Origin of the sequence: Veillonella sp., from assembly GCF_032470285.1 — a bacterium.
In the GTDB taxonomy this organism is placed as follows: domain Bacteria; phylum Bacillota; class Negativicutes; order Veillonellales; family Veillonellaceae; genus Veillonella.
In genome coordinates, this window is the sequence record NZ_JAWEKP010000003.1 from 199,202 (window position 1) to 214,791 (window position 15,590).

The 15,590-nt window shown below is 37.2% G+C and carries 14 protein-coding genes and 1 tRNA gene; all 15 read right to left on the reverse strand.

The genetic code is table 11. The annotated features are described in order from the left end of the window. Nucleotides 1-67: 67 nt before the first annotated feature. Entirely contained in the window at nucleotides 68-1,378 is a 1,311-nt protein-coding gene (locus E7B10_RS05095; protein ID WP_287541145.1) for a YgeY family selenium metabolism-linked hydrolase, read from the reverse strand. A 12-nt stretch (nucleotides 1,379-1,390) separates the two neighbouring features. Next, nucleotides 1,391-2,602 (reverse strand): diaminopropionate ammonia-lyase, encoded by a 1,212-nt coding sequence (dpaL, locus tag E7B10_RS05100; protein ID WP_195213099.1) that lies wholly within the window; start codon nucleotides 2,600-2,602, stop codon nucleotides 1,391-1,393. Nucleotides 2,603-2,611: 9 nt separating this feature from the next. Next, nucleotides 2,612-3,244 carry a transcriptional regulator gene (locus tag E7B10_RS05105; RefSeq protein WP_195213098.1) on the reverse strand — a complete coding sequence of 211 codons (633 nt, stop codon included), beginning with the start codon at nucleotides 3,242-3,244 and terminating at the stop codon, nucleotides 2,612-2,614. A gap of 398 nt (nucleotides 3,245-3,642) precedes the next feature. Beyond that, nucleotides 3,643-4,062, reverse strand: coding sequence for a flavodoxin (locus tag E7B10_RS05110; RefSeq protein WP_004696544.1), 420 nt, complete (start codon nucleotides 4,060-4,062; stop codon nucleotides 3,643-3,645). 10 nt (nucleotides 4,063-4,072) lie between these two features. After that, nucleotides 4,073-4,660, reverse strand: coding sequence for a DUF3793 family protein (locus E7B10_RS05115; protein ID WP_008601461.1), 588 nt, complete (start codon nucleotides 4,658-4,660; stop codon nucleotides 4,073-4,075). A 104-nt stretch (nucleotides 4,661-4,764) separates the two neighbouring features. Next, a complete protein-coding gene (locus tag E7B10_RS05120; protein WP_316055523.1) occupies nucleotides 4,765-5,397 on the reverse strand; it encodes a hypothetical protein in 633 nt (210 codons plus the stop codon). A gap of 190 nt (nucleotides 5,398-5,587) precedes the next feature. Further along, nucleotides 5,588-7,276, reverse strand: coding sequence for a glutamine--tRNA ligase/YqeY domain fusion protein (locus E7B10_RS05125; RefSeq protein ID WP_105086679.1), 1,689 nt, complete (start codon nucleotides 7,274-7,276; stop codon nucleotides 5,588-5,590). A gap of 82 nt (nucleotides 7,277-7,358) precedes the next feature. Continuing rightward, nucleotides 7,359-8,408: a D-glycerate dehydrogenase gene (locus tag E7B10_RS05130; protein ID WP_195213096.1), complete on the reverse strand. Its 1,050-nt coding sequence runs from the start codon at nucleotides 8,406-8,408 to the stop codon at nucleotides 7,359-7,361. A gap of 123 nt (nucleotides 8,409-8,531) precedes the next feature. Continuing rightward, nucleotides 8,532-8,999, reverse strand: a complete 468-nt coding sequence (gene mscL, locus E7B10_RS05135; protein WP_039965058.1) for a large conductance mechanosensitive channel protein MscL — start codon at nucleotides 8,997-8,999, stop codon at nucleotides 8,532-8,534. A gap of 284 nt (nucleotides 9,000-9,283) precedes the next feature. Then, nucleotides 9,284-10,951 (reverse strand): ATP-dependent endonuclease, encoded by a 1,668-nt coding sequence (locus E7B10_RS05140; protein WP_039965060.1) that lies wholly within the window; start codon nucleotides 10,949-10,951, stop codon nucleotides 9,284-9,286. Nucleotides 10,952-11,122: 171 nt separating this feature from the next. After that, nucleotides 11,123-12,010 carry a DMT family transporter gene (locus E7B10_RS05145; protein ID WP_004696559.1) on the reverse strand — a complete coding sequence of 296 codons (888 nt, stop codon included), beginning with the start codon at nucleotides 12,008-12,010 and terminating at the stop codon, nucleotides 11,123-11,125. 212 nt (nucleotides 12,011-12,222) lie between these two features. Beyond that, a complete protein-coding gene (gene thrC / locus E7B10_RS05150; protein WP_316055524.1) occupies nucleotides 12,223-13,722 on the reverse strand; it encodes a threonine synthase in 1,500 nt (499 codons plus the stop codon). 182 nt (nucleotides 13,723-13,904) lie between these two features. Next, entirely contained in the window at nucleotides 13,905-14,846 is a 942-nt protein-coding gene (locus E7B10_RS05155; protein ID WP_302146716.1) for a Dyp-type peroxidase, read from the reverse strand. A gap of 282 nt (nucleotides 14,847-15,128) precedes the next feature. Beyond that, nucleotides 15,129-15,204: transfer RNA gene (locus E7B10_RS05160), tRNA-Lys, on the reverse strand. 83 nt (nucleotides 15,205-15,287) lie between these two features. Further along, nucleotides 15,288-15,590 carry a hypothetical protein gene (locus tag E7B10_RS05165; protein ID WP_038150582.1) on the reverse strand — a complete coding sequence of 101 codons (303 nt, stop codon included), beginning with the start codon at nucleotides 15,588-15,590 and terminating at the stop codon, nucleotides 15,288-15,290.

The window sequence follows — 15,590 nt, forward strand, 5'->3', positions numbered from 1 at the left end:
AAATTCTAAATATCAACTATTTTCCAGTTATTCCGTTTATATTAAATCTAATTCAATGTATGTGATATTAATTTTTGCAATATACGGATGGTAATAATGCATATACAGCAGCACATGTTACAAGATCTTGTTTCCATGTAATTTCGTTAGGTGCATGTGCTTGTGCTTCTGCACCAGGACCGAAGCCAATGCATGGAATGCCATTACGGCCCATGATAGATACACCATTTGTGGAGAATGTCCATTTATCAGTTAATGGGCGAGCTTTACGCATTTCAACTGTATCTTCTGCACCAATACGTTCGTTGCCATATAAGCTAGTGTATGCTTCTTCCAAAGCTTCTGTTACTTTATGCTCTTTAGGAATTACCCATGTTGGGAAGTAGCATTCGATTGGATAGGTTAAACCAGTCCAAGATGGACGAGCATATTCGTACATGGATACTTTCGCACCATATTCTTTAACATGTGGCAACGCTTCGATTTCTGCCAAACAACTTTGCCAAGTTTCACCAGCAGTCATACGACGATCCAAGGAAATAGCACAGGAGTCAGCTACTGCACAACGGCTTGGAGAAGTATAGAAAATTTGGGAAGTAGTTACTGTACCGCGACCTAAGAAGCGAGCTTCTTCGTAATGGTCAGGGTTGAATTTAGGGTCAAGCATTTTAACAAGGCCCTTAATTTTTGTGCTTTCATCGGCAGAATTAGCATTCAAATCACGAATGTCTTGAAGAATATCTGCCATTTTATAAATTGCGTTGTCACCGCGTTCAGGAGCAGAACCATGGCAAGATACGCCTTGTACATCTACACGAATTTCCATACGACCACGTTGCCCACGATAGATACCGCCATCAGTTGGTTCTGTAGATACTACAAATTCAGGACGGATATTACGTTCTTTAATCATGTATTCCCAGCAAAGGCCATCGCAGTCCTCTTCTTGTACGGTGCCTACAACAAGTACACGATATTTATCACTTAGAAGTCCTAAATCTTTCATAATCTTAGCGCCGTATACAGCGGATACAATACCACCCAATTGGTCAGATACGCCACGGCCACCAATTTTAGTTTCGTCTTCGAAACCATCATATGGATCAAAATCCCAATTGTCACGATTGCCAATACCAACTGTATCAATATGTCCATCAAAGGCAATGAGAGTTTTCCCTGTGCCCATATATCCGAGAATATTCCCCATAGGATCTACTTCAACTTCATCAAATCCTAGGTCTTTCATTTCTTGTTCTATACGTTTTACATGATCTTTTTCTTCAGCACTTTCTCCTGGAAATGCTACGATCTCACGTAAAAACTTTGTCATCGCTGGGCCATAAGTTGCCGCTGCTTGTTTAATTGCTTGTAAATCCATAATTAATGCCTCCTAACGATCTTCACCATACCACATAATATTTTTATATCTTTCAGGATCTGTATCACCTTCAGTGGAGAAACAGAGTACCTTTGAAGACGCATCTAATTCTAACTCTTTCCGTAAGTCTTCATATTCCGGCATCGTCATAATGGCCATTACAAGACCTAATGGAACTGCACCAGACTCACCAGTAGTAATTGGAGTATCGCCTTTAATTGGTGCACCACCAACGCGCATGCCTAAACGTGCAACCCAGTCAGGCGCAGAAACGAATACATCTGCATGATTTCTTAAAATATCCCAAGAAACCGTGTTCGGTTCACCACAAGCTAAACCTGCCATAATTGTTTCTAAATCACCTTCTACGATACGAGGTTTACCATCATCAGCTACAGCGCCTTTGTATAAACAAGCTGCTGCTGCCGCTTCTACAACAACTAATTTAGGTTTTTTAGCCACATTGCTGTATAGATTAGTGAAGTAACCCACTACAGAACCGGCAAGGGAGCCTACACCAGCTTGTACAAATACATGTGTAGGAACTTTACAATTATCAGCTTCTAATTGATTTGCTGTTTCCATAGCCATTGTGCCATAGCCTTGCATAATCCAGTTTGGAATTTCTTCATAACCCTCCCATGCAGTATCTTGAACTACAACACCGTTAGGAACTTCTTTAGACTTTTTAGTTGCTAAGCGTACACACTCATCGTAGTTGAAGTCTTCAATTGTTACGGTAGCGCCTTCGTTTTCGATTTGTTTTCTACGATATTCTGTAGAGCCCTTTGGCATAAATACTACAGATTTTTGACCTAATTTATTGGCTGCCCATGCTACACCACGACCGTGGTTACCATCAGTTGCAGTAAAGAATGTAGCTTGACCAAACTCTTCTTTTAATTTTGCAGATGTTAATACATCATATGGTACATCCTCAACAGCTTTACCAGTTTGTTGCGCCACATATTTTGCCATCGCATAGGAACCGCCTAATACCTTAAATGCATTAAGGCCAAATCGGTAAGATTCATCTTTTACAAAGAGTGCATCAACACCGATATGAGATGCTAAATTCTTAAGCGATACAAGTGGAGTAATGCTATATTGTGGAAAACTTTCATGAAACGCTTTAGCTTTCTTAACCTCTCTAACATCCATAACGGACAAAAACTTGTCACTTGATGGTGCCATCGTATTACGTTTCCACTGAATTCGTTCCATATTTGCCTCCTAGGATTCTTCCTTTACAGTATTTAAATCACTATAAAGAGTAAACTTAGAAATATTAAAATACTCTGCTATCTTCTCAGAAGACTTCGAGATAAGAAAAGCCCCTTTTTCGTTTAAATAGGTAATAGCTTTTAAGCGTTCCACCTTATTCATCAATGGTCCTGGTTTACCAACTATACGTTCTACGTCTAGTAATAAATCATCTAATAGTTCCGATACACTCGTCGTAATTTTTTCAACAGATCCTGTATCTTCCTGACCTGTATTGACCAGACTATCCAAAAGCCGATGCATCATAACAAACTCTGTTATATCTTGGTTAATCCCCAACAAGTATGCTATACGACCTGTATCATCACGAATATACATAGTAGAAGATTTTAATATTCGGCCATCTTTAGTTTTTGTGAGATAACCAAATCTACCCTCGCTACCATCGTCATGACTCAGCACATCTAAAACCACATGCGATGGACCATCACCAACATGTCGATTAGTTATAGTTCCATTCTCAATATATACAAGAGACGAATTGATATCCCCTTGTAAATCATGAATCAATACTTCACAGGATGGGCCAAATTGCGCCGCTAATCCATGGGCTATGACTTTTATTCGCTCTAATGTACTCATTGAAATAACCCCTCTTCCAATGTCATTAATTAACCTTTCCAATTTAAATTACGCCAGCCCGATTAATAGCTAATATAAAATTAACCCTAACTATTTTTGTATTAACCTAAATTTTTGTTAGGTTCTTTAACTAAATTATAGGACTATGTGTACAAAAATGCAATATAATTATGCATTAAAGTTATTTATAATTATGCGCTTATATACACGAATAGAGATAAAGATAAATAAATATTATGATTTTCATCACATTTACTTAATGATATTAAAATTTTTAATGACCTATGCTTCATCCTATCAATCATAAATACATACAAAAAAGGCTGTAATAACGACTTATCGTCATTACAGCCTTTTTATTATTAACTATTAGTATTTATTTAGTAGTTGAAATCAAATTAAGCATTTGCTAATGTTTTACCTAATTCTTGGCATTGTGCATTACCATCATCATCAGGTTCGCCCAAGATTGCTACGCCATCAGCCACTAATTCGCCACCAGCATCTTTAATTCGAGTGCCCCAGTCTTCCAACCAAGTGCCACCCCAACCATAGGAGCCAAAGATCGCTATTTTTTTACCACTCAACTTGCCTTCTAGTTCAGTGTAGAATGGTTCAAATTCGCCTTCTTCTAATTGTTCTGCACCCATATCAGCACAGCCAAGAGCTAATTTTTCATAAGCTGCTGCTTCATCAACAGATACTTCAGAAACGGATTTTACTTCAACTTCTTGACCTGCAGCTTTAATACCTTCAGCTACTTCATAAGCCATGCGTTCTGTATTGCCTGTACCGGACCAAAAAATTACACCAATCATCTTGTACCTCCTAGGCCGTTCTTGCGACCAATGAACTAAATGTTTTTCCCAACATCAATTGAGTTTGACAAAATTCACGACATGCTTTGTAACACAAGAAAGAGCGTTGCGCATTTACCACATCATGGTAAACCTTCCACTCTCCGCACATTCGGTATCCTCCACCACGATAAGAAATAAAACATTTCACATCCTTTAATGGGTAACCTAAAAAAATGCCGATTTCATGTGGAAACTCAATGCTTACTTCCATACGATATCTAAGATGTTCAAGCATCTCCATAATGCTCATTTGATCATGATAACCGTAGGCTTTCAAAAATAACATCACCGCAGGTTGGCGTACATAGTCTCTTAATTGCTTCTCACGGAATACCAATAATAGTCTTCGCGCTTTACAACGACATAATTCAAAGAAGAACAATCCTTTTTCATTGAACGCTTTATTATACTCTATCAATACAAATTGGATTTGTTCATTCATGTCCCGTGGAATAGAAACCAAGTTCGATAGCTTAATACCTCGAATTGCCGGTGCACAATGATATCCAATGATATGGTCAATTGAATTCATCATAATAGTACCTGCCTGTTGCACATCGTTAGAATTACCTCTAATGAGAATAATTCCTATAGGCTCATAGTACTCTTGATGAGAAAAATTGTCAAGAATAATTGATATATATTTTCAATAATTATTTATTATTTGGTATGTAATAAACCTTTAACTTTAGGGAATACAACACTATCATTGGCTTCATCAACAGCGATTAAATGAGCATTTGGTCCTGTATATTTATCTTCAGAAATACTAATATGTAATATCTCATTATAAGAATTATTATTAGCTACACTTTTATATTTCAATGTACCTTCATAGGCATTGCCTTGTTTTACTAATGGATTTATTACCGTAAAAGTGCCAAGCGCAGGGCTCTCACCCTTGTTAATAGCAGCGGCCAATGCACCAATTGAGGAAGAATCTGTATTCATATGTTTTGCTTCACTCATACGACCAGATAATTGTTTACCTAATACAACATTAGCATAAACAGCATATCGCATTTCGTTTTCTGTTTTAATATTTAATGTATATACATCTGCAGAAGATACACCTGCTTCAAGAAGTACAGATTTAACGTCTTTTTTCCCTTCCCCTGCAAATAATGCTTTAGGATTGTTTTGATACATAGTAACACCTTTAGGCAATTTAACACCTTGATATGTTACAGTTTGACTTCTACTTAATATGGACTTGATATTTGCTGCAGAACCAGTAGCTGGCACAGATGCCAACACAGCCGCTGCCGTAGCAAGTAATACTAATTTCTTCATGTTTTTCCTCATCAAAGCTTTAATATAATAAGCTAGCAATACAACATCTAGAGATTAAAGCCAAACAATGGCTTAGGCTATTCTAAATATCTATTGTCATTAAAGTATTTATAGTAATAACCCAGTGTTAAAGAACCGCCCACCAAGGAGCGGTTCTTTAACATTATAGTAATATAAAATAAGCGTTATATTATTTCTTTTGTGCCTTAGCCCAACTATCGCGTAAACCAACAATACGGTTCATCACAATATGGTCTGAAGTACTGTCTTTATCAGTTACAAAGTAACCTTGACGCAAGAATTGGAAATGATCACCTGGTACAGTATTAGCAAGACATGCTTCCCCTTTACTATGGAATACTTGTAAGGAGTCATGGTTGAAATCGCCCAAGAAGTCTTTACCATCCGAATCTTCTTTAAGTAAATAATCATATAAGCGAGATTCAATATCTACTGCAGTAGATGCTTCAACCCAGTGCAATGTCCCTTTTACCTTACGAGTGCAACCGCTACCACTCTTAGTTTCTGGATCATATGTACAGTGTATTTCTGTAATATTGCCATTTTCATCTTTAATAACATCAGTACATGTAATGAAGTATGCACCTTTTAAGCGTACTTCTTTACCTGGTGCCAAGCGGAAAAATTTCTTAACTGGTTCTTCCATAAAGTCATTGCGTTCAATGTAGATTTCACGACCGAATACAACTTCACGGTTACCCAACTCTTCATTTTCTGGATTGTTTTCAACTGTGCAAAGTTCAGTTTGACCTTCTGGATAGTTCGTAATAACAACTTTCACAGGATCAATAACTACCATAGGGCGTGTAGCTTTGAGTTTCAAATCTTCACGGATACAGAACTCAAGCAAAGCAATATCAACAACGCTATCCGCCTTCGCTACACCAATGCGATCACAGAAATCACGAATAGATTCCGGTGTATAACCACGGCGGCGCAAACCTGAAATTGTCGGCATACGGGGATCATCCCAACCAGCTACAAGGCCTGCCTCAACAAGAGCACGCAATTTACGTTTGGACATAACCATTTTAGTTACATTCAAGCGAGCAAACTCAATTTGTTGAGGAATTTCAGTATCATCCCATTCCTCTAACACCCAATCATATAATGGCCGGTGAACTTCAAATTCCAATGTACAAATAGAATGCGTAATGCGTTCAATAGCATCTTCAATAGGATGGGCAAAATCATACATAGGGTAAATTTTCCACTCATTACCCGTATTATGATGCTCTGTATTTACAATACGATAAATAACAGGATCACGCATTACGATATTAGGATGCGCCATATCGATTTTTGCACGCAATACCTTTTCCCCATCTTTATACTTGCCAGCCTTCATTTCTTCGAAGAGTGCCAAGTTTTCTTCTACACTACGCTCACGGTATGGACTATTGACACCAGGAGTAGAGAAATCGCCGCGATTTTGTTTAATTTCATCTGCACTTTGATCATCTACATAAGCCTTGCCAAGGGTGATTAATTTCTTAGCATACTCATACATTTGGTCAAAATAATCAGATGCATAGCGTGGTTGTTCATTCCAATCAAATCCAAGCCATTTAACGTCTTCCATGATGGAGTTTACATATTCGACATCTTCTTTTACAGGATTTGTATCATCAAAGCGAAGATTTGTTAAGCCATTGTATTGTTTACCAATACCAAAGTTGAGGCAAATAGATTTAGCATGTCCAATATGCAAGTAACCATTTGGTTCTGGTGGAAAGCGAGTCAATACACGGCCACCGTATTTGCCAGTTTCGTTATCTTTGTTGATAATAGCTTCAATAAAGTTAACAGATACAACTTCTTCAGGAGCTACATCTTTTTCAATGTCTTTATGTTCCAACGTTCTTACCTCCATAGGAAAAATATTCTTTTATTTTACCATATTTTGTATAAAACCGCATATCTTTTAATGTCTTCCACTTTTAGTCGAAATCAGTTAAATCAACGCCAGCCTTTTTAAGCTCTTCTAGCGCAGACTCTACATCCATTTGAGGTTTCTTATAATTTACTTCTTCATTTACACATGTTTTTAAAGGTTTCTTATGAACGCCGGCAATAATATTATCCGCTGTCAAAATAGACATGTCATAACGAGTTCTATCTGTGTAAGAGCCAATATGCGGTACAATAAGGCAGTTTTCTACATCTAACAATGGATGATCCGCTGGTAATGGTTCTGGATCCGTTACATCGAGGGCAGCATAATCGATTTCACCCGTTTTAAGAGCATTGATAAGTGCATCAGTATCTACGATAGGTCCACGACCAACATTAACAAATAAAGCTGTATTCTTCATCTTCTTGAAAAACGCTTCATCACACATATGATATGTTTCATCTGTCAATGGAGCCATAACGCATACTACATCACTAATGGCTAATAAATCATCTAACTCCATATAAGTAGTCTTATGAATCTTATCATCCAAACGTTGATTACGATTATGATACACAACAGTCATACCAAACGCACGGGCACGTCGAGAAATGGATACGCCGATAGCCCCCATGCCAATGATACCAAGAGTGCGACGACTTAAATCAAAACCTTTAATATTAGAAGGTCTTTGAGCCCAACGACCGTCTTTTACAAAGTTAGCATTTTCTATAATACGACGACTAGCCGTGGCAATCAACGTAAATGCAAGTTCTGCTACCGTTTCATTGAGAACACCTGGCGTATTGCCATAAGGAATACCTGCCACTGTTAGTTCATCAATATTTACATTATCATAACCTACGGCCGCTTGTGCTATAACCTTTAAATTTGGCGCATTCTTTACAAGATCACCATCTACATCTAAAGGTCGTACACACCACAAACCATCCGCATCAATGAGCCATTCCTTCAGTACCTCACGAGGCATCACTGCTTTTTCAGTCCATTGGCGCACATCTACATGCTCTTTTAAATATGCAATCGCATCTTTGCGAACCAGTCCATTTACTACTACTAGAGGTTTCTTTTCCATGTATATCCCTCCCTAAAAAATTCTATATATTATAATTATATTTTATACTAGAAAGCTAACGTAATACAACAAAAAGGAGTAAGGTCAAAACCTCACTCCTTTTATGTATAATTTAAATTTGAACTAGTTCAAATCTGCAGTACAGTTAGGGCATTTAACTGCATTGATATTGATTTCAGATTTACAGAATTGACATTCTTTCGTTGCAGGTGCTTCTGCAACTTCCTCTTCTTTCGCAGATTTCATCATTTTAGCCAAACCACGAACCATCAAGAATACAACAAATGCCAAAATCAAGAATTGAATCAAATCAGTAATAAATGTACCATATGGCAATACAGATCCAGCTGCACGAGCTGTAGCAATATCAGCACCAGACATGAATGCATCTTTAGAACCTGTGCTCAATGGCAAGTACAAATTACTAAAATCAATACCACCTGTGAATACACTGAGAATAGGCATGAATAAGTTGTTTACAACAGAATTAACCAATGCTGTGAAAGCAGCACCAATAATCATACCAATAGCTAGGTCCATCATATTGCCTTTGAAAGCAAATGCTTTAAAGTCATTTAGAAAGTCTTTCATTTTCATACTCCTAGATACGTTTAATTGAGAATGCATTAATAACAGTACTAATCATAAAATAAAGATAAAAAGATGTCAAGAAATTTCGATGTAGTTTTTAAAATTTAGTTAATATAGTTTTTTATAATTCTATCTATTATAGTAATAAATCGCTTATTATGCGTATTTTTTGCACCATATTTCCTATGCCTACACTCTAAAACGCTATGTTACCTTCGAAAAAATAGAGTCTAACAAAACTTTGGTCAGACTCTATTAATTAGAAGTAGTAATGTATTACTCCATTAACCTAAGCCTAGCGAAAGAAGTTTAGCACGCTCTATTACTGCAATAAATGCAGGTGGTATCATGGAAGCATCTAAAAATTGACTAATACGTCGCCCTACAATTACTCCTTTATTAGCATAAAACCAAGAGAAGTAATAGATATGTAAATCATCCAACTTACGATCCGAAATATTTGGTAAACATCGTTGTACAATTTGGCTTTTAGTAATACCTAATTTAGCATAACCACGCCGCGCCATATCCTTTGTTACCATTGGACGAGCGTCATCAATAATGTCCTTGATGATGGCATCCATTATGGAACGCTTGTGCATCGCAAGTAGATACGATACAAAATCCATTTCAAAACAAATTTCCTCCGTATAGAATATATTGCTATGTGCTTTTGCATATTTTCCCTCTACATCGCGATCATAGAGAGCTACTGTAGGAATAGAGAATCTATTAAACAATTTTTGCAATTTACTGATAGAGGACTCGCCCCGAGCGTTGATAAGACAGATTCCAAAATAGTCAAAGTCCACGCCTAATTTTTTACCAAAGCCTGTAAAGCTACCGTACTCAGTCTCCCCTTCTACGATGATAATACACCGAGCGTATAGAGCCTCTTTTGCCTCAGGAAAATGCATAATCAAGTGTTTCTCTACCTCTTTAGGAAAATTGAAAGTAACTCCACACGCTGCACAGACCATATTATTTTCATCCCGATAAAGCCGAATAATATGACGATAATCGTCAACTAGCGCATCCGTACTGTGAGTAACCACAAAGAGCTGTCCTAACAATCCATCTATTTTAAAAATATCTCGCAGCAATGCTAAAAACTCTTCATTTTCATTAGTTGCAATTTGACGGTAATAATTGAGCACAGCCCGTTGCAAATACGGACTTAAATGTAGCTCAGGCTCATCCACACTTATAAAGATTGGTAAAAACTTGTATCCCTTTGCATCATATACAAGTAAAGATTCTAAATTTGTAGTTGCACTACTCACTTTCATATAAATTTGAGCCAAAATCTTGAGAGCCACAGCCATAATCAATCGTACATTATCAGCAGAATACTTACGTTCCATAGCGGAGGATGTAGACAATACCTCTACAAGATGTTGAATATTGAGCATACAGTAAGGATCTAAATCCTTACGTAAACTAACAATTTCACGCTGAAAATCATCAGTAGGCATTTCTAATCGAGACACATAAGCTTGTAATAGCTGTCCTAATTCTACATATATAGAGGACGGTATAGAAAACAGTTCCTGCTCTGAGGTATCGCGATGACACACATATAAAGCATGACGAATCATAGACAACGGCATAGGCTCAATCCCTGCATCAGTGACTCTGTATAATCGTGGATATACCTCTTGTACAACTTGTTCAAGTCGTAAACGGTAGGTAGGTCCCTCATCAGCAGTATACATGCTTTTATAATTTAACTCACCTAGAGATATTTCAAAATCAATGCGAATAGGCTTGTTTACATCCGTGAAATCACTTTCAATGAACCCATGGCACTCCATGATAATTTCTAAGAGATCTAGAAAATTAGACTTACCCACCGCATTCTCACCGACAAAGTAATTAATATCATTGTGAAAGCTTAGCGTTACATCGGCTAAGTTCCTATAGTTTTCAATATGCATCCATTTTATATACATAGCTCCTCCGTCTGTAGCTACTTTCAAAATGAAAGAGCTCTAGTATATTTCATTACCACAAATCACTAACTAATACCCTTGTATTATCTCTTTTATGTAAAAAGGTGCTAATCACGAATGTAATCAGCACCCCACTGTCATATACAATCTGATATTGTATATATTCGACATTTATTTGATTTTATCCTCTATGACCTTGCCCTCTCTTAATGGACCACTCTGTTCTTTAAGACGCGCCAACATAACAGAAGATATAAACATAGCAATACCAGCGCCCACTGTTGCTATAGATAAGCTTTCACCAAAGATCAAGAACCCGTAGAAGGAACTAATAAATACGCCAACGTATTGCAAGAATTGAGCCACTACAGCATTGGTCGTAACAAAGGCTCCGGTCAAGAAAAACTGAGCCACTACACTAATACCACCGATAGCAAAGATAATGAGCCAGTCTGTACCTTGAGGCATAACGAGCTGTTCTGTAGTGACAAGGCCCGCAATCATACCAGTAATCATAAAATAGGCCATGATTTCAAAATTACTATGTTGTCCGCGTTTACTAATAGTTCGTATTGTCGTATAAGCCGCCGCAGCTAGAGCAGCACCTAAAATTGCTACCAAGGCATACCAAGAAAATGATTCATAACTAAAAGGATTTACCATTACTAAGACAGCAATCAAAATGACTCCGAGCCATTTACCAGCCCCTTTTGGTATCGATTCCTTCAGAAACAGCGCACTAAAGATAAAAACAAATATTCCTGTCGTCTGAAATAAAATTGTTGCATCAGATAATTTTATGTGTACCAAAGCAATAAAATTACATACCATACCAAAACCGCCATATAGGCCACGCATGACGAGGAGCCCTCTATCCTCTTTTGAAAAACGGATTCCCTTCACATACATGATAATGAGCACCGCAACAGTCCCAAAGAATCCACGGGCAAAAGCGATTTCCCCAGGTGGAATATTCGTCCCCAACAGTTTTACGAATACATTCATCGTACTAAATAAAAGTGCAGATAATAATGCATATATAAGGCCTTTTTTAGCCATAGCCCCTCCTATAATTATATTTCTCTATATAATTATAAACCCATATTTCTATAAATAATGGATACATCAATACATACTAACAAAATTCCATATTATATATGATGAATGTTAATTTAGTGAGAAAATAAATTTAGTTAGTTAATCAATAAAAAATGATTACTCAATAAGAAACATATAGATATGCCGCCCTTCTAAGGAAAGGCGGCATTGTATTATTTAGAGAATGTATCTACAAAATCTAAGATTTCTTGTTTCATATTCTCTTTGTCGATTGCTTTTGTAAAGCGCAATGGTTTGGATTGTAAGGCTTCCAATTGTTTAGGGAAGGCAACACCCGTTACAGCAGAGATATTATCTAAGCTTTCATAAGGAGTCTCGCCCACCTTGATATCCAATGCCTCACAGATTGGTGTAGGGAATTTAAATGGATGTGCTGTAGATGCAATCACTGTATGACGAGCGCCATCTTCAGGATGCTTCTCCAACTCCTTCATATACGCCCCCATAGCAACCGCCGTGTGAGGATCCATTACATAACCGTAAGAATTGTATACTTGTTCAATGATTGCTTTCGTTTCTTCATCATCAACATAGGCACCAGCAAAATCAGTCTTAACACGTTTAAACTCTTCTTCATTAACAGTTAATTTGCCTGTTGCTTTAAGATCTTTCATCCATCCTGCTGTACGTTCGCTATCTTCACCAGAAATATAATATAAGAATCGTTCAAAGTTAGAGGATTCAAGAATATCCATGGATGGAGAAATCGTCGTATAGAATGGACGATTCATATCGTAGGTACCGTTTTCAAAAAAATCAGTAAGTACGTTGTTTTGATTAGATGCACAAATCAATTTACCGATAGGAATCCCCATTTTTTTAGCATAGTAAGCAGCCAAAATATTACCGAAGTTACCAGTTGGAACTACAACGTTGAAAGCTTCGTCTTCATGGATTGCACCTTGTGCAACCAGTTCAGCATAGGCATTTACATAGTAAACTACTTGTGGAGCTAAACGACCAATATTGATAGAGTTCGCACTGGAGAATATAACCCCTTTTTCAGCAACCTCTTCAGCAGTCGCTTTATCAACAAAGAGACGTTTCAAGAATTGTTGCGCATCGTCAAAGTTACCATGAATGGCTGTGACATTGACATTCGCCCCTTCTTGTTTTTGCATTTGTTCCGCTTGCATAGGACTAACGCCATCAGTTGGGTAGAATACCTGAATATGAGTATCAGGTACATCTTTAAAGCCTTCAAGTGCCGCTTTACCAGTATCACCAGATGTAGCGGTTAAGATAAGAACTTCTTTTTTCTCGCCCTCGGCCTCTTTAGCAGCTACTAAGAGATATGGGAATAAAGACAAAGCCATATCTTTGAAAGCTTGTGTGCGACCATGGAATAGTTCCAATACAGAAACCTTTTCCAATAAAGAGTGTAATGGTGCAATATCACGGGTGCTGAAATTAGCATCGCAGTAAGCAGAATTAATCATTTCATTTAAATGAGCTTCGGAAAAGCATGGAAACAACTTTGCTAAAACAACGGCTGCTACTTCTTGGTAGTTTTTATCTTTCACATCTTTGTAAGTTAAGCAATTTGTAGGGAATAAAGATGGTACATATAGACCACCATCCTCTGCTAAGCCGTGCAACAATGCATATGTTTCATTTACCGCAACGGTACCGCGGGTGCTAGTATAATTCATGGAATACCTCATTCATAACTACAATGGATTTTTACGAGTTTAATAGATTTATTATAGCATAAAAGCGCCCACTTGGGGCGCTTTCTATAGAATTATATAATAAATTTTAATCTGATAGATAAAACTAAACATTACTAACTAATTAGATAAATGTTTAGTCTCCACTATCAATCAGAAATCCCTTATAATTCACCTTCTGCAATAGCATCCAATGTATCAATAGACGGAATAAAGAATAGCATGCCCGTAATAGGCTTGGAGTAATCGAGCAATTTATCGTTTTGTGTAAACATATTGGTAAGCATTGTTTTGGTCACATCCCAATAACGAGCATAACCTATAAAGTATGTACCTCGGACACCTTGACCAGGTTGAGCAAATGGGACATTCATACGAACGATCTTATGCTCTTCATCATCACGATTATCTTGAGCCACTACATTATGAGCTGCCGGATCTTTTTCATCATCCTCCAATTCGATATCACTAAATTTGCGGCGGCCAATGAATTTCTCTTGCATTTCTGTAGGAAGTGCACGCCATGCATCAAGATCATGTTCATATTTTTGTGCAAATGCATAAGAACCGTTAGTAAATTCAGGATCTTCATCTCCAATAACGCCCCACTCTACAGCCTCTTGGCCAACAGGGTTTTCCGTACCATCAACGAAATCAATAATCGCACGACCTTGTTCGTAGTGGAAGCCATGGGTTTCATCTACAACAGATGTAATAGGGCGTAAGAACTCCATAATTTGATCTACTACAGTATACGTAACAGATTCATCATTAGAGCGGACATGCAAAAATAAGTCAGCTGCTACAGCTGGTACATCTTGTTTATCACCTTTTATGCCTTGGAAGTCTTCTAACTCTTTTGGTACCGGTGCATTAGGGAACAAATAATCCCATGCCTTACGGCTAAAGCCAAAGGCAATGCCCAAACCTTCCCCATTAGCGCGAATACTAACAGAACGTTTAATGGCTTGAATACGATCTGCCATATCTTGAATCACTTCAAGCTCTGCCTCATAATCTTTACGGTTTAATAACAAAGTGGTGAAGTTGACACTTTGGCCAGCATCTTTATACACATCTTGTGTTCTAGAAACATCTACTGCCATTTGGTACCTCCTAATGAGAAAAACTATTATAAAACCATCATAAGCTATTATAGTTTTACTGTCTATAAAATATATTATATTGTATCAATACTATATTCAATTAATATCAAAGTTTATAAACTTAATTAAATCAATGACTACTCGTTTGAGAAAAATAGGATTAAACCACAACGTATTTTAACCATGTAAATAACTATATAAAGGCTAAAAAGATATGTAAAAAGCTAAAAGAAAATTATTTACACAAAAAAAGAACTCACACAAAATGTGAGTTCTTTACTCTGGTGGACCACCAGGGGTTCGAACCCTGGACACCCTGATTAAGAGTCAGGTGCTCTGCCAGCTGAGCTAGTGGTCCATGACATGAATAATTATATGCTTATTTTATAGGAATGTAAAGAAAATTTATTACACTCCTATAAAATATCAACATTCATATTATTAATATTGTAATATCCAATCCTTCATAATATTACAGGCCTCAGTAGGGAGTAGATCACTAGTCCCTACGCAGTTTTCACCACTATATAGTTGAAGCACACTATGAGTGCGACTTACTTCTTTTACAATAACATTCGTCAAATTAGACTTAGGAACGCTAAACTGTAAACCATAACGACCAAAATAGGTAAAAACAGACTCTTGTGTATCGTATTCTATATGGACTTGAAGCATCTTGCCTCCAGGCCAGCATGATTCAACATTCTCCTTTGATCTAGGCTTTAAAAAATCAAGAAATCCCAT

Bases quoted from the DNA above. Each gene is read 5' to 3' on its own strand.
- E7B10_RS05095 (WP_287541145.1), bottom strand. From the start codon at position 1,378: ATGGATTTACAAGCAATTAAACAAGCAGCGGCAACTTATGGCCCAGCG.
- dpaL (WP_195213099.1), bottom strand. From the start codon at position 2,602: ATGGAACGAATTCAGTGGAAACGTAATACGATGGCACCATCAAGTGAC.
- E7B10_RS05105 (WP_195213098.1), bottom strand. From the start codon at position 3,244: ATGAGTACATTAGAGCGAATAAAAGTCATAGCCCATGGATTAGCGGCG.
- E7B10_RS05110 (WP_004696544.1), bottom strand. From the start codon at position 4,062: ATGATTGGTGTAATTTTTTGGTCCGGTACAGGCAATACAGAACGCATG.
- E7B10_RS05120 (WP_316055523.1), bottom strand. From the start codon at position 5,397: ATGAAGAAATTAGTATTACTTGCTACGGCAGCGGCTGTGTTGGCATCT.
- E7B10_RS05130 (WP_195213096.1), bottom strand. From the start codon at position 8,408: ATGGAAAAGAAACCTCTAGTAGTAGTAAATGGACTGGTTCGCAAAGAT.
- mscL (WP_039965058.1), bottom strand. From the start codon at position 8,999: ATGAAAGACTTTCTAAATGACTTTAAAGCATTTGCTTTCAAAGGCAAT.
- E7B10_RS05140 (WP_039965060.1), bottom strand. From the start codon at position 10,951: ATGTATATAAAATGGATGCATATTGAAAACTATAGGAACTTAGCCGAT.
- E7B10_RS05145 (WP_004696559.1), bottom strand. From the start codon at position 12,010: ATGGCTAAAAAAGGCCTTATATATGCATTATTATCTGCACTTTTATTT.
- thrC (WP_316055524.1), bottom strand. From the start codon at position 13,722: ATGAATTATACTAGCACCCGCGGTACCGTTGCGGTAAATGAAACATAT.
- E7B10_RS05155 (WP_302146716.1), bottom strand. From the start codon at position 14,846: ATGGCAGTAGATGTTTCTAGAACACAAGATGTGTATAAAGATGCTGGC.
- E7B10_RS05165 (WP_038150582.1), bottom strand. From the start codon at position 15,590: ATGGGATTTCTTGATTTTTTAAAGCCTAGATCAAAGGAGAATGTTGAA.